The sequence below is a fragment of the Pseudomonas nunensis genome (assembly GCF_024296925.1).
Classification (GTDB): Bacteria; Pseudomonadota; Gammaproteobacteria; order Pseudomonadales; family Pseudomonadaceae; genus Aquipseudomonas; species Aquipseudomonas nunensis.
The window spans coordinates 5,034,484-5,056,911 of record NZ_CP101125.1 but is presented as its reverse complement, the minus strand read 5'-3'; the positions used below and the strand labels follow the sequence as shown (position 1 = coordinate 5,056,911).

At 59.3% G+C, this 22,428-nt stretch carries 22 protein-coding genes; 13 read left to right on the top strand and 9 right to left on the bottom strand.

Annotated elements, in window-relative coordinates:
* The first annotated feature begins 37 nt into the window (after positions 1–37).
* Genes NK667_RS22265 through NK667_RS22255 form a run of 3 tightly spaced genes read left to right on the top strand, consistent with a single transcriptional unit; the run spans position 38 to position 3,102 of the window.
* Complete coding sequence (locus tag NK667_RS22265; RefSeq protein WP_054049690.1) at positions 38–1,219, top strand: amino acid ABC transporter permease; 1,182 nt, start codon at positions 38–40, stop codon at positions 1,217–1,219.
* A gap of 10 nt (positions 1,220–1,229) precedes the next feature.
* A complete protein-coding gene (locus tag NK667_RS22260; RefSeq protein WP_054616067.1) occupies positions 1,230–2,327 on the top strand; it encodes an amino acid ABC transporter permease in 1,098 nt (365 codons plus the stop codon).
* A gap of 10 nt (positions 2,328–2,337) precedes the next feature.
* Positions 2,338–3,102, top strand: coding sequence for an amino acid ABC transporter ATP-binding protein (locus tag NK667_RS22255; RefSeq protein WP_003171943.1), 765 nt, complete (start codon positions 2,338–2,340; stop codon positions 3,100–3,102).
* Between the two features lie 64 nt (positions 3,103–3,166).
* On the opposite strand, the gene NK667_RS22250 is transcribed toward NK667_RS22255, so the two are convergent.
* Both NK667_RS22250 and NK667_RS22245 read right to left on the bottom strand, forming a co-directional pair.
* Positions 3,167–3,655, bottom strand: a complete 489-nt coding sequence (locus NK667_RS22250; RefSeq protein ID WP_054616066.1) for a type II toxin-antitoxin system MqsA family antitoxin — start codon at positions 3,653–3,655, stop codon at positions 3,167–3,169.
* Positions 3,652–3,963, bottom strand: coding sequence for a type II toxin-antitoxin system MqsR family toxin (locus NK667_RS22245; RefSeq protein ID WP_054049683.1), 312 nt, complete (start codon positions 3,961–3,963; stop codon positions 3,652–3,654). Before NK667_RS22245 ends, NK667_RS22250 begins: the two co-directional genes overlap by 4 nt.
* A 166-nt stretch (positions 3,964–4,129) precedes the next feature.
* Between NK667_RS22245 and NK667_RS22240 the strand changes: the two genes are divergently transcribed.
* From NK667_RS22240 to NK667_RS22220, 5 genes are all read left to right on the top strand, one after another.
* The gene (locus NK667_RS22240; RefSeq protein ID WP_054616065.1) at positions 4,130–4,789 is read left to right on the top strand and encodes a FadR/GntR family transcriptional regulator; all 660 of its coding nucleotides are present in this window, start codon (positions 4,130–4,132) and stop codon (positions 4,787–4,789) included.
* Complete coding sequence (locus NK667_RS22235) at positions 4,779–6,086, top strand: CynX/NimT family MFS transporter (RefSeq protein WP_054616064.1); 1,308 nt, start codon at positions 4,779–4,781, stop codon at positions 6,084–6,086. Before NK667_RS22240 ends, NK667_RS22235 begins: the two co-directional genes overlap by 11 nt.
* A 111-nt stretch (positions 6,087–6,197) precedes the next feature.
* The gene (locus NK667_RS22230) at positions 6,198–6,668 is read left to right on the top strand and encodes a nuclear transport factor 2 family protein (protein WP_054616063.1); all 471 of its coding nucleotides are present in this window, start codon (positions 6,198–6,200) and stop codon (positions 6,666–6,668) included.
* 40 nt (positions 6,669–6,708) lie between these two features.
* Positions 6,709–7,017: a GIY-YIG nuclease family protein gene (locus tag NK667_RS22225; RefSeq protein ID WP_054616062.1), complete on the top strand. Its 309-nt coding sequence runs from the start codon at positions 6,709–6,711 to the stop codon at positions 7,015–7,017.
* An 84-nt stretch (positions 7,018–7,101) separates the two neighbouring features.
* On the top strand, positions 7,102–8,037 hold the full coding sequence (locus NK667_RS22220; RefSeq protein ID WP_054616061.1) for a glutathione S-transferase family protein: 936 nt from the start codon (positions 7,102–7,104) through the stop codon (positions 8,035–8,037).
* A 102-nt stretch (positions 8,038–8,139) separates the two neighbouring features.
* Here the strand turns inward: NK667_RS22220 and NK667_RS22215 are convergent, their stop codons facing one another.
* Together NK667_RS22215 and yejK are read right to left on the bottom strand one after the other, a co-directional pair.
* Complete coding sequence (locus tag NK667_RS22215) at positions 8,140–8,490, bottom strand: glutaredoxin family protein (protein WP_054616060.1); 351 nt, start codon at positions 8,488–8,490, stop codon at positions 8,140–8,142.
* Positions 8,490–9,494, bottom strand: coding sequence for a nucleoid-associated protein YejK (gene yejK / locus NK667_RS22210; RefSeq protein ID WP_054049670.1), 1,005 nt, complete (start codon positions 9,492–9,494; stop codon positions 8,490–8,492). Before yejK ends, NK667_RS22215 begins: the two co-directional genes overlap by 1 nt.
* Before the next feature lie 395 nt (positions 9,495–9,889).
* Here yejK and NK667_RS22205 point away from each other — a divergent pair, with 395 nt between their 5' ends.
* Positions 9,890–10,171 (top strand): HU family DNA-binding protein, encoded by a 282-nt coding sequence (locus NK667_RS22205; RefSeq protein WP_007905514.1) that lies wholly within the window; start codon positions 9,890–9,892, stop codon positions 10,169–10,171.
* Between the two features lie 201 nt (positions 10,172–10,372).
* On the opposite strand, the gene rlmF is transcribed toward NK667_RS22205, so the two are convergent.
* The 5 genes from rlmF to NK667_RS22180 form a co-directional block, all read right to left on the bottom strand.
* Positions 10,373–11,392 carry a 23S rRNA (adenine(1618)-N(6))-methyltransferase RlmF gene (gene rlmF, locus NK667_RS22200; protein WP_054049668.1) on the bottom strand — a complete coding sequence of 340 codons (1,020 nt, stop codon included), beginning with the start codon at positions 11,390–11,392 and terminating at the stop codon, positions 10,373–10,375.
* A 240-nt stretch (positions 11,393–11,632) separates the two neighbouring features.
* The gene (locus tag NK667_RS22195) at positions 11,633–14,479 is read right to left on the bottom strand and encodes a valine--tRNA ligase (RefSeq protein WP_054616059.1); all 2,847 of its coding nucleotides are present in this window, start codon (positions 14,477–14,479) and stop codon (positions 11,633–11,635) included.
* 194 nt (positions 14,480–14,673) lie between these two features.
* Positions 14,674–15,057: a hypothetical protein gene (locus NK667_RS22190; RefSeq protein ID WP_054616058.1), complete on the bottom strand. Its 384-nt coding sequence runs from the start codon at positions 15,055–15,057 to the stop codon at positions 14,674–14,676.
* Between the two features lie 8 nt (positions 15,058–15,065).
* Positions 15,066–15,494, bottom strand: a complete 429-nt coding sequence (locus NK667_RS22185; protein ID WP_054054792.1) for a DNA polymerase III subunit chi — start codon at positions 15,492–15,494, stop codon at positions 15,066–15,068.
* A gap of 60 nt (positions 15,495–15,554) precedes the next feature.
* Positions 15,555–17,045: a leucyl aminopeptidase gene (locus tag NK667_RS22180; protein WP_054054790.1), complete on the bottom strand. Its 1,491-nt coding sequence runs from the start codon at positions 17,043–17,045 to the stop codon at positions 15,555–15,557.
* A gap of 307 nt (positions 17,046–17,352) precedes the next feature.
* Here NK667_RS22180 and lptF point away from each other — a divergent pair, with 307 nt between their 5' ends.
* From lptF to lepB, 4 genes are all read left to right on the top strand, one after another.
* Positions 17,353–18,471, top strand: coding sequence for an LPS export ABC transporter permease LptF (gene lptF / locus NK667_RS22175; protein ID WP_054054787.1), 1,119 nt, complete (start codon positions 17,353–17,355; stop codon positions 18,469–18,471).
* On the top strand, positions 18,464–19,525 hold the full coding sequence (lptG, locus tag NK667_RS22170) for an LPS export ABC transporter permease LptG (protein WP_054616057.1): 1,062 nt from the start codon (positions 18,464–18,466) through the stop codon (positions 19,523–19,525). The genes lptF and lptG overlap by 8 nt, the downstream gene beginning before the upstream one ends.
* A gap of 171 nt (positions 19,526–19,696) precedes the next feature.
* A complete protein-coding gene (gene lepA / locus NK667_RS22165; RefSeq protein ID WP_054054783.1) occupies positions 19,697–21,496 on the top strand; it encodes a translation elongation factor 4 in 1,800 nt (599 codons plus the stop codon).
* Positions 21,497–21,501: 5 nt separating this feature from the next.
* Entirely contained in the window at positions 21,502–22,356 is an 855-nt protein-coding gene (lepB, locus tag NK667_RS22160) for a signal peptidase I (protein ID WP_054054781.1), read from the top strand.
* The last annotated feature ends 72 nt before the right edge of the window (positions 22,357–22,428 follow it).

Sequence of the window (22,428 nt, the reverse complement as noted above, 5' to 3'; positions counted from 1 at the left end):
CGGGTGATGTTCTGTTCCATTATTTCCGGGGCACTTCATGCAAAAATCAATCGGCGCACCAAAGCAGAGGCTCAGCCTCAGCGATCCGAAAGTGCGTGCGTGGCTATTTCAGATCATCACGATTGTCGCGGTCGTCGCGATGGGCTGGTATCTGTTCGACAATACGCAAACCAACCTGCAACACCGGGGCATTACCTCCGGCTTCAGTTTTCTGGATCGCAGTGCCGGGTTCGGCATCGCTCAACACCTGATCGACTACACCGAATCGGACACGTATGCCCGGGTGTTTGTCATCGGTCTGCTCAACACCCTGCTGGTAACTGTCATCGGCGTGGTCCTGGCGACCATCCTCGGCTTCATCGTCGGCGTGGCACGGCTGTCGCCGAACTGGATCATCAGCAAGCTGGCGACGGTTTACGTGGAAGTCTTCCGTAATATTCCGCCGCTGCTGCAAATCCTGTTCTGGTACTTCGCGGTGTTCCTGACCATGCCTGGGCCGCGTGCCAGCCATAACTTCGGCGACACCTTCTTCGTCAGCAGCCGTGGCCTGAACATGCCGGCCGCGCAAATGGCGGACGGGTTCTGGGCGTTCGTGGTCAGTGTCGTGGTGGCCATCGTCGCTATCGTGCTGATGGCTCGCTGGGCCAACAAACGCTTCGAAGCGACCGGCGTACCGTTCCACAAGTTCTGGGTCGGCCTGGCGCTGTTCCTGGTGATCCCGGCGCTGTGCGCGCTGGTCTTCGGTGCTCCGCTGCACTGGGAACTGCCGAAGCTGCAAGGCTTCAACTTTGTCGGTGGCTGGGTACTGATCCCGGAACTGCTGGCGTTGACCCTGGCCCTGACCGTGTACACCGCGGCGTTTATCGCCGAGATCGTGCGTTCGGGCATCAAGTCGGTCAGCCACGGCCAGACCGAAGCGGCGCGCTCCCTGGGGCTGCGCAACGGTCCGACCCTGCGCAAGGTGATCATCCCGCAAGCCCTGCGCGTGATCATCCCGCCACTGACCAGCCAATACCTGAACCTGGCGAAGAACTCCTCGCTGGCGGCCGGTATCGGTTATCCGGAAATGGTCTCGTTGTTTGCCGGTACGGTGCTGAACCAGACCGGGCAGGCGATCGAGGTGATTGCGATCACCATGAGCGTGTACCTGGCGATCAGTATCAGCATTTCCCTGCTGATGAACTGGTACAACAAGCGCATTGCGCTGATCGAGCGGTAAGGAAAAGCGCATGAGTACTCATACTTTCAAGCCTGACATGCCTCCACCGAGCAGTAGCATCGGTGTCGTGGCATGGATGCGCGCCAACATGTTCTCCAGCTGGATCAACACGCTGCTGACCCTGTTCGCGTTCTACCTGATCTACCTGGTGGTTCCGCCGCTGCTGCATTGGGCGATCCTGGACGCCAACTGGGTCGGCACCACCCGCGCCGACTGCACCAAGGAAGGCGCCTGCTGGGTGTTCATCCAGCAGCGTTTCGGCCAGTTCATGTACGGCTACTACCCGCCGGAACTGCGCTGGCGTGTGGACCTGACCGTGTGGCTGGCGGTCATTGGCGTGGCACCGTTGTTCATCTCGCGTTTCCACCGTAAAGCGGTGTACGGGCTGAGCTTCCTGGTGGCCTACCCGATCATTGCCTACTTCCTGTTGCATGGCGGCATCTTCGGCATGACCAACGTGGCGACCAGCCAATGGGGCGGCCTGATGCTGACCCTGGTGATCGCCACCGTCGGTATTGCCGGTGCGTTGCCGCTGGGGATCGTCCTGGCGCTGGGTCGTCGTTCCAACATGCCGGCGATTCGGGTGGTCTGCGTGACCTTCATCGAATTCTGGCGCGGCGTGCCGTTGATCACGGTGCTGTTCATGTCCTCGGTGATGCTGCCGTTGTTCCTGCCTGAAGGCATGAACTTCGACAAACTGCTGCGGGCCCTGATCGGCGTGATCCTGTTCCAGTCCGCCTACGTGGCCGAAGTGGTGCGCGGTGGTCTGCAAGCGATCCCTAAAGGTCAGTACGAAGCGGCCGCAGCGATGGGCCTCGGTTACTGGCGCAGCATGGGCCTGGTGATTCTGCCGCAAGCCCTGAAGCTGGTGATTCCTGGCATCGTCAACACCTTCATTGCGCTGTTCAAGGACACCAGCCTGGTGATCATCATCGGCCTGTTCGACCTGCTCAACAGCGTCAAGCAAGCCGCCGCCGACCCGAAATGGTTGGGCATGGCGACCGAAGGCTACGTGTTCGCGGCCCTGGTGTTCTGGATTTTCTGTTTTGGTATGTCCCGCTACTCCATGCATTTGGAACGTAAGCTGGACACTGGCCACAAGCGTTAGGAGTTAAGTGATGAGCGAAGCGATCAAACAGCCTGTGAGCCCTGAAGGCATTATTCAGATGCAGGGTGTAAACAAGTGGTACGGCCAGTTCCACGTGTTGAAAGACATCAACCTGAACGTCAAGCAGGGCGAGCGTATCGTCCTGTGCGGCCCGTCGGGTTCCGGCAAATCCACCACCATCCGTTGCCTTAATCGCCTGGAAGAACACCAGCAGGGTCGCATCGTGGTCGATGGCGTGGAACTGACCAACGACCTCAAGCAGATCGAAGCGATCCGCCGTGAAGTCGGCATGGTGTTCCAGCACTTCAACCTGTTCCCGCACCTGACCATCCTGCAGAACTGCACGTTGGCGCCGATGTGGGTGCGCAAGATGCCGAAACGCAAGGCCGAAGAAATCGCCATGCACTACCTGGAACGCGTACGCATTCCGGAGCAGGCGCATAAATTCCCGGGGCAACTGTCCGGCGGTCAGCAACAGCGTGTGGCGATTGCCCGTGCGCTGTGCATGAAACCGAAAATCATGCTGTTCGACGAACCGACTTCGGCACTCGACCCTGAGATGGTGAAAGAGGTGTTGGACACCATGATCGGCCTGGCCGAAGACGGCATGACCATGCTTTGCGTAACCCACGAAATGGGCTTCGCTCGTACCGTGGCGAATCGCGTGATCTTCATGGACAAAGGGGAGATTGTTGAGCAGGCAGCGCCGAACGACTTCTTCGATAATCCGCAGAATGATCGGACCAAGTTGTTCTTGAGCCAGATTTTGCATTGATCGAAGTCAGGCAGTGAAATAAACCCGGACTGAGCTCCGGGTTTGTTTTGTCTGGTGTTTAGGGTCAGGACGCCAACACCGTTTCCTGTTCCGGAAAGCGTGCGGCCAGTAGCCGTTTCAAGTCAGTGCCTTCGTTCATCGCTTGTATTTCAACCAGCAAGTGAGGATGACGATCCAGCAAGCGCATCAGCGTAAACAACGCTTGAGGCGGTTGCAGTTCGCCGCGCTCGTATCGTGAAAACGCGTTGTGCCCAGCGCCGGAAAGCAGTTTCACCGCTTCCTTTTGCGTGAGGTGCAGTTTGCGTCGGATGCGTTTCATCTCGGTGCCCATGATCTGAAAACAATCTTTGAGCAATTTGTCGCCAACGTCGGAGTAGCGCTCGGCGCTGTCGGTATCGTTATCAAAAATGATTTCACTGCAGACCTTGCACTCCCAGCCGGCTATATCGTGCACCCATCGTGAAACGTTCTTGTAGTCGACACTGAGACTGCGACCTTCGAAATGTTGCATTGCGTCGTGAGCGCCACAACTCATGCATTGCCGCGTGTTCATACTTGTTTCTCCTTGAAAGAGATCACAGGGGGCCCTCCGTTGGAGCAGTAGGTCACTTTGATGTAGAGCTCCATGTCGTGAAAGTTTGTGTGGTAGACGTCTTGCCAGTTTCGGTGATCGGTGTAGCACGTCATCGACTTGTAGAGCATCCGGCGCTCCAGCGAACAAATGACTGACTCCATATCTCGCAGGGCCAATCCCATTCGCTTGCCGGAACTCAATGCGACGTGTGTAAACGCTTTGGCTCCTTGCCTGCGGACCTCATCCTTAATGACGGACAAGGCGTAGTGGGGCGTGTTCTTTTCCATAAGAAGCGGTAAACCCTATCCCTGAAATTACCCTTAAAGGGTAATTTTGACCAATCGAAAATCCCTCTGAATGTTGCTGCTTTGACGGTAGGCGGTTGCCGTCCTACACGGAGCTGACTAACATGTCAGAAAATTCATCCTATGATTGGATGAAAGGGCGAATCCTATGTCAGACATTTCTCCACTCGTTAAGCGATCCCTGGTCGATCAGGCCCTGGACCAGTTGCGCCTGCGCATTACCCGAGGCGTCTGGACCGTTGGCCAGCGTTTACCCACCGAGCCCGAGCTGTCCGCCGAGCTGGGCATCAGCCGCAACACCGTGCGTGAAGCCATGCGCGTGTTGGCGTTTTCCGGGTTGATCGAGATCCGCCAGGGCGACGGCAGTTACCTGCGGGCGGTGATCGATCCGCTCGACACCATGAAAGCCTTGTCGCAATGCACGCATGAACAGGCCCGGGAAACCCGGCACATTCTGGAAGTCGAGGCCATTGGCCTGGCTGCCTTGCGCCGCACTGATGAAGACTTGGTCGCATTGCGCGAAGCCTTGGGCGTCAGCGGCAGTCATTACCATGGCGATCTCGATAGCTACATCGCCTGCGACCTGGTGTTCCACCGCCGTCTGGTGGACGCCGCGCACAACCCGACCCTCAGCGAGCTGTATCGCTATTTCTCCAGCATCGTCGGCGCGCAATTGCGCCAGAGCCTGAACATTTTCCCGCGACGCCAAGAGGTGTTCGATCTGCATATCGAACTGCTGGATGCCGTCGAGCAACGCGACCCGGAACGGGCCAAAGCCCTGTCGAGGCAGTTGATCAATGAACCTTGAAACCGAGAATTCCATGCCTGCCAATCCCAGCAACCTCCCACAACCCAAGCGCACGTCGGAGCTCGAAGAGCTGCTGATCGATGCCGAGGCCGATGACGAACAGGTCCAGCAAAGTCACCCGATTCTGCGCCGGCCATGGCTGTTGCTGCTGGGGCTGATCCTGGTGGCGCTGAACCTGCGTCCGGCGCTGTCGAGCATGGCGCCGATGCTCAGCGAGGTGTCGAAGACCCTCGGTTTATCGGCGGCTGAAGCCGGTTTGCTGACCACGTTGCCGGTGCTCTGCCTAGGCTTGTTCGCGCCACTGGCGCCGCTCCTGGCCCGGCGCTTTGGCGCTGAGCGCGTGGTGCTGGGGATTTTGCTGGTGTTGGCTGGCGGGATCATCCTGCGCAGTTCCTTCGGTGAAATCGGCCTGTTTGCCGGCAGTGTGTTGGCCGGGGCCAGCATCGGTGTGATTGGCGTGTTGCTGCCCGGCATCGTCAAACGCGACTTCCCGAAACAGGCCGGCACCATGACCGGCGTCTACACCATGGCCCTGTGCCTGGGCGCGGCGATGGCGGCGGGGGCGACCGTGCCGTTGAGTGAACATTTCGACAAGAGCTGGGTGCTGGGTCTGGGTTTCTGGGCGGTGCCGGCAGTGGTCGCGGCGATTTTCTGGTTGCCGCAAGTGGGGCAGAAACACGGCTCGCATAACGTCGCCTATCGGGTTCGCGGCCTGTTGCGCGATCCATTGGCTTGGCAAGTGACGCTTTATATGGGCCTGCAATCGTCCCTGGCCTACATCGTGTTCGGCTGGTTGCCGTCGATCCTGATCGGCCGTGGACTGACGCCGACCCAGGCAGGTCTCGTACTTTCGGGCTCGGTAATCATCCAGTTGGCCAGTTCGTTGGCTGCGCCGTGGCTTGCAACGCGCGGTAAAGACCAGCGACTGGCGATTGTCATCGTGATGTTGCTGACCCTCGGCGGCTTGTTCGGCTGTCTCTACGCGCCGATCGAAGGTCTGTGGGGCTGGGCAATCCTGCTGGGCCTGGGGCAGGGCGGCACGTTCAGTCTGGCGCTGACCCTGATCGTGTTGCGCTCGCGGGATTCCCACGTGGCCGCCAACCTGTCGAGCATGGCCCAGGGTTTCGGTTACACACTGGCGTCCATGGGGCCGTTTGCCGTCGGCATCGTCCACGACTTGACCGGCGGCTGGAATGCGCTGGGCTGGATCTTCGGCATCATCGGTCTCGGCGCGATCATCGCCGGCCTCGGCGCCGGGCGTTCGCTGTACGTTCAGGTGAACAGCGAAAAAGTCTGATTTACGCACTGCTGGCATTCGGCCCACGAATGCCAGTGGTCTTGTGAGTATTTGCAGACTATCGTGCAGGCAATCTTTTGTAGCCATTTTGATAATGCAGGGAGCCTGCCCATGAGCGATGCCCACAACGCCTTGATCACCCGTTTCTACCAGGCCTTCCAGCGGCTGGATGCCGAGGCGATGGCCGCTTGCTACACCGACGATGTGGTGTTCAGTGATCCGGCGTTCGGTGAGTTGCGCGGCCGCGATGCCGGTGACATGTGGCGCATGCTCACGACCCGTGCGAAAGACTTTTCCCTGACCTTCGATAACGTGCGCAGCGATGAGCGTACGGGCGGCGCCCATTGGGTGGCGACGTATCTGTTCAGCCAGACCGGCAACACCGTGGTCAACGACATCCAGGCGCGCTTTGTGTTTCGCGATGGCAAGATTTGCGAGCACCACGACAGCTTCGACCTGTGGCGTTGGTCGCGTCAGGCGCTGGGCACCAAAGGCCTGTTGTTGGGCTGGACGCCGCTGGTGCGCAACGCCGTTCGCGCCCAGGCCTTGAAGGGGCTGAAGGCATTCCAGGCCAGTCGCTGATAAGATCGCGGCTTGTTTCCTTTCAAGCCTTGATCGTCACGTGAACACCCTGAGCGAATCTCCCGTCCTTGCCGTCGAACTGATGCCTGCCAGCAAACCCTGGTTCGTCTACCTCGTTCGCGCGGCCAATGGTTCGCTCTACTGCGGGATCAGCGACGATCCGGTGCGCCGCTTTGCCAAGCACCAAAGCGGCAAGGGCGCGCGGTTTTTCCTTTCCAGCCCGGCCATGGCGCTGGTCTACACCGAACTCTGTCGCGATAAAAGCGAAGCGCTGCGCCAGGAACGGTTGATCAAGAAGCTCAAGAAAAGCGCCAAGGAATGCCTGGTGCTGACTTATCAATCTGACTGATAAGTTCCCATCAGGCGCAGCCGTAGGCCGCCCGCCGATTGCGCGCTAAGCTGCCAGCTCCTTATCCGAGCGGCGGAGCCGAGCATGTCAGAGCTGATTCTTCACAACTACCCGACTTCCCCCTTCGCCGAAAAGGCCCGCCTGCTGCTGGGTTTCAAAGGGCTGTCGTGGCGCTCGGTGAAGATCTCGCCGGTGATGCCGAAACCTGACCTGACCGCGCTGACCGGTGGCTATCGCAAGACGCCGGTGTTGCAGATCGGTGCCGATATTTATTGCGATACCGCATTGATCGCCCGGCGTCTGGAACAGGAAAAAGCCTTGCCGGCGTTTTTCCCGGAAGGTCAGGAAATGATCGCCGCGACCTTCGCCACGTGGGTCGATTCGGTGGTTTTCCAACATGCGGTGAGCCTGGTGTTCCAGCCGGAATCAGTCGCGGTGCGCTTCGGCAAGTTGCCGCCGGAAGCGATCAAGGCCTTCCTGGCCGATCGCGCCGGGTTGTTCAGCGGTGGCAGTGCGAGGAAGTTGTCGGCGGAACAGGCGCTGCACCAGTGGCCGACGATCATGGGACGCCTGGAATTGCAGCTTCAGCGTGAGCAGGGTGATTTTCTGTTCGGCGAGCCATCGATTGCCGATTTTTCACTGGCGCATTGTTTGTGGTTTCTCAAGGCCACACCTGTCACTGCGCCATTGGTTGATGCGTATCCGGCGGTGTCGGCGTGGTTCGGGCGGGTGATGGGGTTTGGTCATGGCGCGTTCAGCGAGATGACGGCCGAGGAGGCACTGGAGGTGTCGCGCAATGCCACGCCCTCTGCGTTGCCGGATGAAGCGTTCGACGAGCCTAACGGCTTTGAGGCGGGCCAGCAGGTGGTGATTGCGGCGACCGATTATGGCTGTGATCCGGTGGTCGGTGAGCTGGTGTTTGCGGGACGTGAGGAATTGATTTTGCGGCGCGAAGATGAGCGTGCGGGTGTGGTGCATGTGCACTTTCCGCGGTTTGGGTTCCGTATCGAAAAACGCTGATCTTCAAATGTGGGAGCGGGCTTGCTCGCGAAGGCGGCGTATCAGTCGATATAAATGTTGCCTGACACACCGCTTTCGCGAGCAAGCCCGCTCCCACAGTAGTTATTTCAGTGCGGCAAGGATTTCGTCGGGGTCATAGCCGCGAATCAACGTCCCGTTCACATCGATCAACGGTATCCCACGCCCGCCTAGCGCTTCATAGGCCTTGCGCGCCACGGCATCCTTCTCGATATCGAATTCCTTGTACGGAATGCCTTTCTGGTCGAGAAAGCGCCGTGTCAGCTTGCAGTAGCCACACCAGTCGGTGGCGTAGAGCACGACATTGGCCTTGGCCTGGGTCTGCTCGGACACCACTTGCGCCGGGTGGAGGTAGCGCTCGATCTTGCCCCAGTTCTGGTAAACCACGACCACCAGCAGGATCAGCAGGAATTTCTTCAGGATGCCGTTGAGCATCAGTTGCGTCGCTTGAGCTGGTCGGTGAGTTGGGTCGGCAAGCCCTTGATGATCAGCGTGCCGGCTTCTTCGTCGTATTCGATCTTCGAGCCCAGCAGGTGCGCTTCAAAGCTGATGGACAGCCCTTCGGCGCGCCCGGTGAAGCGACGGAACTGGTTGAGGGTGCGCTTATCCGCCGGAATCTCCGGGGACAGGCCGTAATCCTTGTTGCGGATGTGATCGTAGAACGCCTTCGGGCGTTCTTCGTCGATCAACTCCGAGAGTTCTTCCAGGCCCATCGGCTCGCCGAGTTTGGCCTGGCTGCTGGCGTAATCCACCAGGGTCTTGGTCTTCTCGCGGGCGGATTCTTCCGGCAAATCTTCGCTTTCAACGAAATCGCTGAAGGCCTTGAGCAAAGTGCGGGTTTCGCCGGGGCCGTCGACACCTTCCTGGCAGCCGATGAAGTCGCGGAAATACTCCGAAACCTTTTTCCCGTTCTTGCCTTTGATAAACGAAATGTACTGCTTGGACTGCTTGTTGTTCTGCCACTCGGACACGTTGATCCGCGCCGCGAGGTGCAACTGGCCGAGGTCCAGGTGGCGCGAGGCTGTCACGTCCAGCTCCTCCGTCACGGCAACCCCTTCACTGTGGTGCAGGAGGGCGATGGCCAGGTAATCGGTCATGCCCTGCTGGTAATGCGCGAACAGCACGTGGCCGCCCACAGAGAGATTCGACTCTTCCATCAGCTTTTGCAGGTGTTCCACCGCCACACGGCTGAACGCCGTGAAATCCTTGCCGCCGTCGAGGTATTCCTTCAGCCAGCCGCTGAACGGATGCGCCCCGGACTCGGCATGGAAGAAACCCCAGGCCTTGCCTTGTTTGGCGTTGTAGCTCTCGTTGAGGTCGGCGAGCATGTTCTCGATGGCCGTGGACTCCGCCAGTTCGGAGTCGCGAGCGTGAAGAACCGCAGGTGTGCCGTCGGGTTTTTTGTCGATCAGGTGGACGATGCAATGACGGATCGGCATGGGCTTCTCGGCTGATTGAAGAGAGGAGGGCGTGCTCCCCCAAAAAGTGCCAAGTGTACCGCAACCACTGGTTTTGGCGCGGCTCGAAGGGTAAATCCCGAGTTCAGAACGGCCCTTATGCAGTTTTTTCCAGGTTTAGAGCAATAAAGCTGACCAAATGGGTAGCTAGAGGCGGATATTTCCCCGTCTCTGTGCTAGTTTTGCCCGGTCTTACGCGAAGTCACTGCGTTAAGCGTGCATTCAGCATTTGTCAGGTCGAACCAAACCCTGATTTCGGTATCTATTACCCCGACTCGTCGCGGTTATGGCCGAGGGTGCCAGATCCAGAAGATCGGGCTCGATGGCTGACACTGCACTCTGCAATCCATATGAATTTGATAGGGAAGGAACACTACATGGCTCTTACTAAAGACCAACTGATCGCCGACATCGCTGAAGCTATCGACGCGCCAAAAACCACCGCGCGTAACGCTCTGGACCAACTGGGCCAAATCGTTGCCGATCAGCTGGAAAACGGCGGCGAAATCACTCTGCCAGGTATCGGCAAACTGAAAGTGACCGAGCGTCCTGCCCGTACCGGCCGTAACCCTTCGACTGGCGCTGCCATCGAAATCGCTGCCAAGAAAGTTATCAAGCTGGTTGTGGCCAAAGGCCTGACCGACGCTGTTAACAAGTAAGACGCAGTAACAAAAAGCCGTGCTCCGGAGCAATCCGGGCACGGCTTTTTTGTGTCTGTGATTTGGTCTTTCAGGCACCTCGAAACCAATGTGGGAGCGGGCTTGCTCGCGAAAGCGGTGTATCAGTCACCATTTAAGTTGACTGGGACACTGCATTCGCGAGCAAGCCCGCTCCCACATTTTTTGATCTGTATCTATCAGTTACTTGCGAGCCCAACGTTCACGCCACACTTGCTGTTCTGACTTGGTCTGGAAGGTCCAAGCTACGAAGCGGCTTTGCTTCTGCCCCTGGGACATTTCCACGACCTGGCTTTCCAGCACGCCAGCCTTTTTCAGCGCAGTCTGGATCGCCGGCAAGTTCGAGGCTTTCGACACCAGGGTGCTGAACCACAGCACTTTGTGCTGGAAGTGCGCGCTCTCGGCGATCAGTTGCGTCACAAAGCGAGCTTCGCCGCCTTCACACCACAATTCCGCCGATTGCCCGCCAAAGTTCAGCACTGGCAGTTTGCGTTTCGGGTCGGCACGGCCCAAGGCGCGCCATTTACGCTCGCTGCCCTTGGTCGCTTCATCCATCGAAGCGTGGAACGGCGGGTTGCACATGGTCAGGTCAAAGCGTTCGCCCGGCTCCAGCAGGCCCAACAGAATGTGCTTGGGGTTGCTCTGCTGGCGCAACTGGATGGCCTTGTTCAGCCCGTTGGACTGGACGATGGCTTTGGCGGCGGCCACGGCAGTCGGATCGATTTCCGAACCGAGGAAGTGCCAGCGGTAGTCGCTGTAGCCGATTAGCGGATAAACGCAGTTGGCGCCCATGCCGATGTCGAGCACCTTGACCGGTGCGCCGCGCGGGATTTCGCCATCGTTGACGCTGGCCAGCAGGTCAGCCAGGAAGTGCACGTAGTCGGCACGCCCCGGAACTGGCGGGCAGAGGTAATCAGCCGGAATGTCCCAGTGAGCCACGCCGTAGAACGATTTGAGCAACGCCCGGTTGAACACCCGCACCGCGTCGGGGCTGGCGAAGTCGATGCTTTCCTTGCCGTACGGGTTGAGGATCACAAACTTCGCCAGTTCCGGCGTGCTCTTGATCAGCTCCGGGAAGTCGTAGCGACCCTGGTGGCGGTTGCGCGGGTGCAGGCTGGCCTTCGGACGTGGTTCCACGGCTTTGGCCGGGGTGGCGGAGTCAGGCTTCTTGCGCGCAGGGCGGGGTGTGCGGGGGGCGTTCATGGGTGTGATCGATTCGGGTATGGCTGAAAGTGGGGGGCATTGTCCCACATTAGCTCCCCGATGACGCATATCCCCCGTAGGAGCTGTCGAGTGAAACGAGGCTGCGATCTTTTGACTTTGCTTTTTAAAAACAAAATCAAAAGATCGCAGCCTCGTTTCACTCGACAGCTCCTACAGGACGGGACAGTGGCACAAAAAAAGGGAGGCCATCTGGCCTCCCTTTTTCATTGCGATGTGCCGTTACAGACTGGCAATCCGCGCATGCTGCTCGGCCAACTTGCCCAAAGCCTGTTCAGCTTCAGCCAGTTTGGCGCGTTCCTTGTCGATGACTTCGGCCGGGGCCTTGTCAACGAAACCGGCGTTCGACAGCTTGCCGCCAACGCGCTGGACTTCACCCTGCAGACGCAGGATTTCCTTGTCCAGACGAGCCAGTTCGGCATCTTTATCGATCAGACCGGCCATCGGCACCAGCACTTCCATCTCGCCAACCAGCGCGGTGGCGGACAGCGGTGCTTCTTGGCCAGCGGCCAACACGGTGATCGACTCCAGACGCGCCAGCTTCTTCAGCAGCGCTTCGTTCTCGGTGAGACGACGCTGGTCTTCGGCGCTGACGTTTTTCAGGAACAGGTTCAGCGGTTTGCCTGGGCCTATGTTCATCTCGGCGCGAATGTTGCGCGTGCCGAGCATCAGCGTCTTCAGCCACTCGATGTCATCTTCGGCGCCCTGATCGATGCGCGCTTCATTGGCCACTGGCCAAGGTTGCAGCATGATCGTCTTGCCTTCGATACCGGCCAGCGGCGCGATACGCTGCCAGATTTCTTCGGTGATGAACGGCATGAACGGGTGCGCCAGGCGCAATGCGACTTCCAGCACCCGAACCAGCGTGCGGCGAGTGCCGCGCTGACGTTCAACCGGCGCGTTTTCGTCCCACAGCACAGGCTTGGACAGTTCCAGGTACCAGTCGCAATACTGGTTCCAGATGAACTCGTACAAGGCTTGCGCCGCCAGGTCGAAACGGAACTGGTCGAGTTGACGGGTGACTTCGGCTTCAGTGCGTTGCAGTTGCGAGATGATCCAGCGATCCGCCAGCGACAGCTCGTAGGCTTCGCCGTTCTGGCCGCAGTCTTCGCCCTTGTCCAGAACGTAACGCGCGGCGTTCCAGATCTTGTTGCAGAAGTTGCGATAGCCTTCGACGCGGCCCATGTCGAACTTGATGTCGCGACCGGTGGACGCCAGCGAGCAGAAGGTAAAGCGCAGGGCGTCGGTGCCATAGCTGGCGATACCGTCGGCGAACTCGTCGCGGGTCTGCTTCTCGATCTTCTTCGCCAGTTTCGGCTGCATCATGCCGGAGGTGCGTTTCTGCACCAATTCTTCCAGCTCGATGCCGTCGATGATGTCCAGTGGGTCCAGGACGTTGCCCTTGGACTTGGACATCTTCTGGCCTTGGCCATCACGCACCAGACCGTGTACGTACACGGTCTTGAACGGAACCTGCGGCGTGCCGTCTTCGTTCTTCACCAAATGCATGGTGAGCATGATCATCCGGGCGACCCAGAAGAAAATGATGTCGAAACCGGTCACCAGCACGTCGGTGGAGTGGAATTTCTTCAGGAATTCGGTCTGCTCAGGCCAGCCCAGGGTGGAGAACGTCCACAGACCCGAACTGAACCAGGTGTCGAGAACGTCGTTGTCCTGTTGCAGCGCAACGTCCGGGCCGAGGTTGTGCTTGGCGCGCACTTCGGCTTCGTCGCGACCGACGTAGACTTTGCCCGACTCGTCGTACCAGGCCGGAATCCGGTGGCCCCACCACAACTGACGGCTAATGCACCAATCCTGGATGTCGCGCATCCACGAGAAGTACATGTTTTCGTACTGTTTCGGCACGAACTGGATACGGCCGTCTTCAACGGCTGCAATCGCAGGCTCGGCCAATGGCTTGGTCGATACGTACCACTGGTCGGTCAGCCACGGCTCGATGATGGTGCCGGAGCGATCGCCCTTCGGCACTTTCAGGCCGTGATCGTCAACGCTGACCAGCAGGCCGGCAGCATCGAATGCAGCAACGATTTGCTTGCGTGCTTCGAAACGGTCGAGACCGGCGTATTCGGCCGGGATCTTGCCGTCGATGCTTTCGTTCAGCGTGCCGTCGAGGTTGAACACCTGACAGGCCGGCAATACGGCGGCATTTTTGTCGAAGATGTTCAGCAGCGGCAGGTTGTGGCGCTTGCCGACTTCGTAGTCGTTGAAATCGTGGGCCGGGGTGATTTTCACGCAGCCGGTGCCGAATTCAGGATCGCAATAATCGTCGGCGATGATCGGAATGCGGCGGCCGACCAGCGGCAGCTCGACGAATTTGCCGATCAGGGCTTTGTAGCGTTCATCGTTCGGGTTAACGGCCACGGCGGCGTCGCCGAGCATGGTTTCCGGGCGAGTGGTCGCGACGATCAGGTAATCGTTGCCTTCAGCGGTCTTGGCGCCGTCGGCCAGCGGGTACTTCAGGTTCCACAGGAAACCTTTCTCGTCGTGGTTTTCCACTTCGAGGTCGGAAATCGCCGTGTGCAACTTGGTGTCCCAGTTCACCAAGCGCTTGCCGCGGTAGATCAAGCCGTCTTCATGCAGGCGCACGAAGGCTTCTTTCACCGATTCCGACAGGCCGTCGTCCATGGTGAAGCGCTCGCGGCTCCAGTCGACGGAGGAGCCGAGGCGGCGGATTTGACGGCTGATGTTGCCGCCGGACTGATCCTTCCATTCCCAGATTTTCTCGAGGAATTTCTCGCGGCCCAGGTCGTGACGACTCTGGCCCTGGGCTTCAAGTTGGCGTTCCACCAGCATTTGCGTGGCGATACCGGCGTGGTCGGTGCCCGGCTGCCACAGGGTGTTGCGACCCTGCATGCGGCGGAAACGGATCAGGGCGTCCATGATCGCGTTGTTGAAGCCGTGACCCATGTGCAGGCTGCCGGTGACGTTCGGCGGCGGGATCATGATGGTGTAGGACTCGCCCGCGCCTTGCGGGGCGAAGTAGTTCTCGGACTCCCAGGTGTTGTACCAGGAAGTTTCAATGGCGTGCGGCTGGTAGGTCTTATCCATGCGCGGCGGGACCCTATTGGCATCAATTCAGGAAAAGCCGACGAGTATAGCGGGGCATGGGGCCGAGGGCGAGCAGGGCCAGACCGGGCACACATCAAATGTGGGAGCGGGCTTGCTCGCGAAGAGGGCGTGTCAGTCACCATTTAAGTCGACTGATATACCGCTTTCGCGAGCAAGCCCGCTCCCACAGGGATTTATTCGTACTGACTGAGTAACCGTTCCATCCGCGCATCAAGGCGACGCTTGATCTCGGTTTCGATGTGCGGGGCGAAGTCGTCGATCACGTCTTGCATGATCAGTTGCGCGGCGGCGCGCAGTTCGCTGTCCAGGTGCAGCAGGGCGTCGGGGCCCTTGCTGGCGGCCGCTGCCGGTTGGACGGCAGGGGCGTGAGGCGGATCGACGGCGTCAGGCGTGGCGCCTGCCGTTTCGAACAGCATCGGAATCTGTTCTTGTTCGTCTTCATTGACCGTGTCGGTCAGCAATGGCGGTTGCAGGTTGTCATCACCGAGCAGTTGGCGGATCGACTCAAGGTCATCCAGCAGGTGCGCGGACTTTTGTGGCGGTTTTGGAGTGTCCATCGGAATGCTCAGAGTCGCTGTAAACGGTGATCTTGCAGAGGATAGCCCTGTTCGCGGTAGAAACGGAAACTCTCCCGCGCAGCCGCCCGGATCGTCGGATCTTCCACCACCACTTCCGCCACCCGGGCGAATTTGTTGGCGAAGGCCGGGACTTTCAGGTCCAGATTGACCAGCAGGTCCTGATGCGGACCGCAGTCATCACCCAGGCCCAGGACAATCAAGCTATCCGGTTCGCTTTCGGCGGGACCGTGGGGCACGAAACTTTCACCCTTGAACGCCCACAGCCGCGCATCGAGGTCCTCACGCTGGGCGACATCGCTGCAATGCAGGTAGATGCGGTGGCCCATGCGCCAGGCTTTTTCGGTGAGCTTGCAGGCAAAGTCCAGCCGCGCTGACGGATCGGCGCTGGGCAGGATATAGAAGTCGACTTTGGTCATTGCGGTTCCTGAGCCATGAGCGGCGTTGCCCGAAAGCAACGCCGCCCAGGGTCATCGGTTTCAGGCTTTGGCGCGGTCCAGCAGATATTGGGTCAGCAATGGAACCGGACGGCCAGTGGCGCCCTTGTCCTTGCCGCCGCTGGTCCAGGCAGTGCCGGCGATGTCCAGGTGCGCCCAGTTCAGGTTCTTGGTGAAGCGCGACAGGAAGCAGGCAGCGGTGATGGTCCCGGCTTTCGGGCCGCCGATGTTGGCGATGTCGGCGAACGGACTGTCCAGCTGTTCCTGGTACTCATCGAACAGCGGCAGTTGCCAGGCGCGATCGTCAGCCGATTGGCCGGCGCTCAGCAGTTGGCCAATCAGTTCGTCGTTGTTGCCCAGCAGGCCGGAGGTGTGAGCGCCCAGAGCAACTACGCAAGCGCCGGTCAGGGTCGCGATGTCGATCACGGCCTGCGGCTTGAAGCGCTCGGAGTAGGTCAGGGCATCGCACAGCACCAGACGGCCTTCGGCGTCGGTGTTGAGGATTTCCACGGTCTGGCCGCTCATGGTGGTGACGATGTCGCCAGGGCGCGAAGCGTTGCCGCTCGGCATGTTCTCGGCGCAAGCCAGGATGCACACCAGGTTGATCGGCAGTTTCAGTTCGAGCACGGCACGCAGGGTGCCGAACACGCTGGCGGCGCCGCCCATGTCGTACTTCATTTCATCCATGCCGGCGCCCGGTTTCAGGCTGATGCCGCCGGTGTCGAACGTGATGCCCTTGCCGACCAGTGCGTACGGCTTCTCGGATTTCTTGCCGCCGTTGTATTGCATGACGATCAGGCGCGGTGGCTGGGCGCTGCCCTGGCCCACGGCGTAGAACGAGCCCATGCCCAGGTCCTTGATCTTCTTCTCATCGAGGACTTCGACTTTCAGGCTTTTGAATTCCTTGCCCAGGTTCTTGGCTTGTTCGCCGAGGAACGTCGGGTGGCAGATGTTCGGCGGCAGGTTGCCCAGGTCACGGGTAAACGCCATGCCGTTGGCGATTGCGGTGGCGTGGGCCACGGCGCGCTCGACTTCTGCTTGTGCAGCCTTGATGGTCACCAGGGTGACTTTCTTCAGGGCGCGAGGTTCGGCTTTCTGGCTCTTGAACTGGTCGAAAGTGTATTCGCCGTCCACCAGGGTTTCGGCCAGCAGGCGGGTCTTGCCGTAGCTGTCGCGACCTTTGACCACGACTTCGTCCAGCGCCAGTACGGCATCGCTGCCGCCCAGGCCTTTGAGCGTGTTGAGGATACCAGCGATGATTTTACGGAACGGGCGGTCGCCCAGCTCTTCATCCTTGCCCACGCCCACCAGCAACACGCGGTCGGCCTTGAGGTTCGGCAGGCTGTGCAGCAACAGGCTCTGACCGACTTTGCCGGCCAGGTCGCCGCGCTTCAGTACGGCGCTGATGGCGCCACCGCTCAGTTCGTCGAGTTGTTTGGCGACGGCACCGAGTTTGCGGCCTTCGCCGACGGCGACCACCAGAGTGGCGGTTTTCAACGTTTCTGGGCTAACGCTTTTTACAACCAGTTCCATGTCCGGGTCCCTGAATTAATGGTCAACACGCGGCGTTCGACAGTGTGCGCAAACGCCTGCTTATATAGATGTAAAGACGCAGGTCACGGCCCGCGACAAAGGCCGCAGTTTGAACCTCGCTACCAGCGCCTGACAACCCTCGGTTGTACGATCTTCGGTGCTTTGGGCACGTGCTTGAGCTTGCGCAGTGACAGGCGCACCCAATCACAGGATAATGCGCCATCTTTTTCGGCGGCCCTGCCTTGCGGGCCGGCTGATACGTTTGTTTGTTTGGCCGCCTTAGCCTGACAACCCTGGAGTGTCTGGTTTGATCGTCTTCCGTTATCTATCCCGCGAAGTCCTGTTGACCTTGAGCGCCGTCAGCGCCGTGCTGCTGGTCATCATCATGAGCGGTCGCTTCATCAAATACCTCGCGCAGGCGGCTTCGGGCCAACTGGATCCGGGTTCTTTGTTCCTGATCATGGGCTTTCGCCTGCCGGGCTTCCTGCAGTTGATCCTGCCATTGGGCCTGTTCCTCGGGATCCTGTTGTCGTATGGCCGGTTGTACCTGGAAAGCGAAATGACCGTGCTGTCGGCCACCGGCATGAGCCAGCAGCGTCTGTTTCGTATCACCCTGTTTCCGGCCACCCTGGTGGCGCTGGTGGTTGCGTGGCTGAGCCTGAGCCTGGCGCCACAAGGGGCCAATCAGTTCCAGTTGCTGCTGAACAAGCAGGACGCCCTGACCGAATTCGATACTCTGGAGCCCGGTCGCTTCCAGGCATTGCGCGACGGTACGCGGGTGACCTACACCGAAACCCTGACCGATGACCGCGTCAATCTGGGTGGCGTGTTCATTTCGCAAAAGAATATTTCGTCCGACCAGAAGGATCGCGGGATTTCCGTGTTGGTGGCCCAAAAGGGCCGTCAGGAAATCCGCCCTGACGGCAACCGCTACCTGATTCTCGACAATGGCTACCGCTACGACGGTAATCCGGGGCAGGCCGACTACCGGAAGATCAAGTACGACGAGTACGGCGTTTTGCTGCCCAAGCCTGACGTCAGTGACGAAGTGACCGACCGTGATGCCATGCCCACCAGCTCCCTGGTGGGCAGTGATGACATCCGCTCAAGCACCGAGCTGCAATGGCGCCTGTCCCTGCCGTTGCTGGTCTTCATCGTGACCCTGATGGCGGTGCCGCTGTCGCGCGTCAACCCGCGCCAGGGCCGTTTCCTCAAGCTGTTGCCGGCGATTCTTCTTTATATGGCTTACCTGACCATCCTGATTGCCGCTCGCGGCGCCCTCGAGAAGGGCAAGATCCCGGCTGCGCTGGGCCTGTGGTGGGTGCACGGGATCTTCCTGGTTATTGGCCTGGGCTTGCTCTACTGGGAGCCGATGCGCTTGAAACTGGCGAGTCGCCGCGATGCGCTGGAGGTGGCTCGTGGTTAAGCTCGATCGCTACATTGGTAGCAGCGTATTTGTCGCGATCCTGGCGGTGCTGGGGATTATTCTCGGTCTGGCGACACTGTTTGCCTTCATCGATGAAATGGGCGACGCCAGCGACACCTACACCTTGATTGATGTCCTGAGCTACGTGCTGCTCACCGCACCACGGCGTCTTTACGACATGTTGCCGATGGCGGCGCTGATCGGTTGCCTGATCGGCCTCGGCAGCCTGGCCAGCAACAGCGAACTGACCATCATGCGCGCCGCTGGCGTGTCGATCGGTCGGATTGTCTGGGCGGTCATGAAGCCGATGCTGATCCTGATGGTTGTCGGTGTGCTGATTGGCGAGTACGTGGCGCCGGCCACCGAAGTCACCGCCCAGGCCAACCGTTCGCTGGCCCAGGGCAGTGGTGATGCGCAAAGCGCCAAACACGGCCTGTGGCACCGCCAGGGTGACGAGTTCATTCACGTCAACTCCGTGCAGCCTAATGGCCTGTTGTATGGCGTGACCCGTTACCACTTCGACAAAGAGCGCCACATGCTGTCGGCGAGCTTCGCCAAGCGCGCGGAGTTCGACAAGGATCACTGGCAACTGAGCGAAGTGACGACCACGCTGTTCCATGAAAAGAATACTGAAGTGGTCAACACGCCGGTCGAGCGCTGGGAAGTGGCCTTGAGCCCGCAGTTGCTGAGCACCGTGGTAATGGCGCCAGAGTCGCTGTCGATCAGCGGCTTGTGGGGCTACATCCATTACCTGGCTGACCAGGGTCTGGCCAACGGTCGCTACTGGCTGGCATTTTGGGTCAAGGTGTTGCAACCGCTGGTGACCGCCGCGTTGGTGCTGATGGCGATTTCCTTCATCTTCGGTCCGTTGCGTTCGGTGACCCTGGGTCAGCGGGTGTTTACCGGTGTGTTGGTGGGCTTCACCTTCCGTATCGTCCAGGATTTGCTCGGGCCTTCGAGCCTGGTGTTCGGTTTCTCGCCGCTGTTTGCGGTGCTGGTGCCGGCCGGGGTCTGTGCCTTGGCCGGGGTCTGGTTGTTGCGTCGGGCCGGTTGATTCCGGGGTTTTCCTGACCTTGCCGCTCGTAAAAAACGCCCTTGTCGCAAGACCGGGGCGTTTTTGTATTAGCCGTCTGACCTGCGAACGTGACGCTTGCGCCGTGGATCAGGTACAATTCCCGGCTATTTTTCGGCGGGCTATGCCTGCAGCCTTTTTGAGTGTTGATCCGTGAGTGATTTGAGTCATATCCGCAATTTCTCCATCATCGCCCACATTGACCATGGCAAGTCGACGCTGGCCGATCGCTTCATCCAGATGTGCGGCGGCCTTGCCGAGCGCGAAATGGAAGCCCAAGTGCTGGACTCCATGGACCTGGAACGTGAACGCGGGATCACCATCAAGGCCCACAGCGTCACCCTTTATTACACCGCTCGCGATGGCATCAAGTACCAGCTGAACTTCATTGACACCCCGGGCCACGTTGACTTCACCTATGAAGTCAGCCGGTCGCTGGCGGCCTGTGAAGGTGCATTGCTGGTGGTCGATGCCGGTCAGGGCGTTGAAGCGCAGTCGGTTGCCAACTGCTACACGGCGATCGAGCAGGGCCTGGAAGTCATGCCGGTCCTGAACAAGATCGACCTGCCACAGGCTGATCCGGACCGCGTCAAAGAAGAAATCGAAAAAATCATCGGCATCGACGCCACCGATGCGGTCGAGTGCAGCGCCAAGACTGGCCTGGGCGTCGACGAAGTACTCGAGCGCCTGGTTCACACCATTCCTGCGCCGACCGGCAACTACGAAGATCCGCTGCAAGCGTTGATCATCGACTCCTGGTTCGACAACTACCTGGGCGTTGTTTCCCTGGTACGTGTGCGCCACGGTCGCGTGCGTAAGGGCGACAAGATCCTGGTCAAGTCCACCGGCAAGATCCACCTGGTGGACAGCGTCGGTGTCTTCAACCCGAAACACACCGCCACCGTTGACCTGAAGGCCGGCGAAGTGGGCTTCATCATCGCCGGTATCAAGGACATCCACGGTGCACCGGTTGGTGACACCCTGACCTTGAGCTCCACTCCCGACGTTGACGTGCTGCCCGGCTTCAAACGCATTCAGCCGCAGGTTTACGCCGGTCTGTTCCCGGTCAGCTCCGACGACTTCGAAGATTTCCGTGAAGCCCTGCAAAAGCTCACCCTCAACGATTCGTCGCTGCAGTACACCCCGGAAAGCTCCGACGCACTGGGCTTCGGCTTCCGTTGCGGGTTCCTCGGCATGCTGCACATGGAAATCATCCAGGAGCGCCTCGAGCGCGAGTACGACCTGGACCTGATCACCACGGCGCCGACGGTTATTTTCGAGCTGTTGCTGAAAACCGGTGAAACGATTTACGTCGATAACCCGTCGAAGCTTCCAGACCTGTCCTCGATCGAAGACATGCGTGAACCGATCGTGCGGGCCAATATTCTTGTGCCGCAAGAGCACTTGGGCAACGTCATTACCCTGTGCATCGAGAAGCGTGGCGTGCAGCACGACATGCTGTTCCTCGGGTCTCAGGTCCAGGTGACCTACGATATTCCGATGAACGAAGTGGTCCTGGACTTCTTCGACCGTCTGAAGTCCACCAGTCGCGGCTATGCTTCGCTGGACTACCATTTCGATCGTTATCAATCAGCTAATCTGGTGAAACTGGATGTGCTGATCAACGGTGACAAGGTCGACGCCCTGGCGCTGATCGTGCACAAGGATAACGCGCACTACAAAGGTCGCCAGTTGACCGAGAAGATGAAAGAACTGATTCCGCGCCAGATGTTCGACGTCGCGATCCAGGCCGCCATTGGCGGGCAGATCATTGCGCGGACCTCCGTCAAGGCTCTCAGAAAGAACGTATTGGCCAAATGCTACGGCGGTGACGTTAGCCGTAAGAAAAAACTGCTGGAAAAGCAAAAGGCCGGTAAGAAACGCATGAAGCAAGTCGGTAACGTGGAAATTCCACAAGAAGCCTTCCTTGCAGTGCTCAGGTTGGATAGTTAGGTCCTATGTCACTAAATTTCCCGCTGTTGCTGGTCATCGCCGTGTTCGTCTGCGGCCTGTTGGCGTTGCTCGATCTGGTTTTCCTGGCGCCGCGTCGGCGTGCCGCCATTGCCTCCTATCAGGGCAGCGTCAGCCAGCCTGATGGGGTGGTGGTCGAGAAACTGAACAAAGAGCCGCTGCTGGTTGAATACGGCAAGTCGTTCTTCCCGGTGTTGTTCATCGTGCTGGTGCTGCGTTCGTTCCTTGTGGAACCGTTCCAGATTCCTTCCGGCTCGATGAAACCGACCCTGGACGTTGGCGATTTCATCCTGGTGAACAAGTTTTCCTATGGGATCCGCTTGCCGGTGATGGACAAGAAAGTCATCGAAGTCGGTGATCCGCAACGCGGCGATGTGATGGTGTTCCGCTATCCGAGTGATCCGAACGTCAACTACATCAAGCGTGTAGTGGGCCTGCCGGGTGACCAAATTCGCTACACCGCCGACAAGCGCCTGTTCGTCAACGGCGAGTCGATCGCCGAGCAACTGGTCGGCTCCGAGCCGGGCACGTTGGGCAGCGCCGAGCTCTACAAGGAAAAACTCGGCGCGGCCGAGCACTTGATCCGCAAGGAAATGAGCCGCTACCGCGCAACGCCGGACCATACCTGGACCGTGCCTGCCGGGCACTACTTCATGATGGGCGACAACCGCGACAACTCCAACGACAGTCGCTACTGGGATGATCCAACGATTCCCAAGGATCTGCTGGGCATGGTTCCCGACAAGAATATCGTCGGCAAGGCCTTCGCAGTCTGGATGAGCTGGCCGGAACCTAAACTCAGTCACCTGCCGAATTTCTCGCGGGTTGGCCTGATCAAGTAATCACACACGGCGCTGTTGAACACAGCGCCGAATGCATTTCTGGAGTCGCCACAATCGACCCCGAAGGCATGA

Excerpts from the sequence above, each read along its gene's own strand:
- NK667_RS22265 (WP_054049690.1), top strand. The coding sequence starts at position 38 with ATGCAAAAATCAATCGGCGCACCAAAGCAGAGGCTCAGCCTCAGCGAT.
- NK667_RS22260 (WP_054616067.1), top strand. The coding sequence starts at position 1,230 with ATGAGTACTCATACTTTCAAGCCTGACATGCCTCCACCGAGCAGTAGC.
- NK667_RS22255 (WP_003171943.1), top strand. The coding sequence starts at position 2,338 with ATGAGCGAAGCGATCAAACAGCCTGTGAGCCCTGAAGGCATTATTCAG.
- NK667_RS22250 (WP_054616066.1), bottom strand. The coding sequence starts at position 3,655 with ATGAACACGCGGCAATGCATGAGTTGTGGCGCTCACGACGCAATGCAA.
- NK667_RS22245 (WP_054049683.1), bottom strand. The coding sequence starts at position 3,963 with ATGGAAAAGAACACGCCCCACTACGCCTTGTCCGTCATTAAGGATGAG.
- NK667_RS22240 (WP_054616065.1), top strand. The coding sequence starts at position 4,130 with ATGTCAGACATTTCTCCACTCGTTAAGCGATCCCTGGTCGATCAGGCC.
- NK667_RS22235 (WP_054616064.1), top strand. The coding sequence starts at position 4,779 with ATGAACCTTGAAACCGAGAATTCCATGCCTGCCAATCCCAGCAACCTC.
- NK667_RS22230 (WP_054616063.1), top strand. The coding sequence starts at position 6,198 with ATGAGCGATGCCCACAACGCCTTGATCACCCGTTTCTACCAGGCCTTC.
- NK667_RS22220 (WP_054616061.1), top strand. The coding sequence starts at position 7,102 with ATGTCAGAGCTGATTCTTCACAACTACCCGACTTCCCCCTTCGCCGAA.
- NK667_RS22215 (WP_054616060.1), bottom strand. The coding sequence starts at position 8,490 with ATGCTCAACGGCATCCTGAAGAAATTCCTGCTGATCCTGCTGGTGGTC.
- yejK (WP_054049670.1), bottom strand. The coding sequence starts at position 9,494 with ATGCCGATCCGTCATTGCATCGTCCACCTGATCGACAAAAAACCCGAC.
- NK667_RS22205 (WP_007905514.1), top strand. The coding sequence starts at position 9,890 with ATGGCTCTTACTAAAGACCAACTGATCGCCGACATCGCTGAAGCTATC.
- rlmF (WP_054049668.1), bottom strand. The coding sequence starts at position 11,392 with ATGAACGCCCCCCGCACACCCCGCCCTGCGCGCAAGAAGCCTGACTCC.
- NK667_RS22195 (WP_054616059.1), bottom strand. The coding sequence starts at position 14,479 with ATGGATAAGACCTACCAGCCGCACGCCATTGAAACTTCCTGGTACAAC.
- NK667_RS22190 (WP_054616058.1), bottom strand. The coding sequence starts at position 15,057 with ATGGACACTCCAAAACCGCCACAAAAGTCCGCGCACCTGCTGGATGAC.
- NK667_RS22185 (WP_054054792.1), bottom strand. The coding sequence starts at position 15,494 with ATGACCAAAGTCGACTTCTATATCCTGCCCAGCGCCGATCCGTCAGCG.
- NK667_RS22180 (WP_054054790.1), bottom strand. The coding sequence starts at position 17,045 with ATGGAACTGGTTGTAAAAAGCGTTAGCCCAGAAACGTTGAAAACCGCC.
- lepB (WP_054054781.1), top strand. The coding sequence starts at position 21,502 with ATGTCACTAAATTTCCCGCTGTTGCTGGTCATCGCCGTGTTCGTCTGC.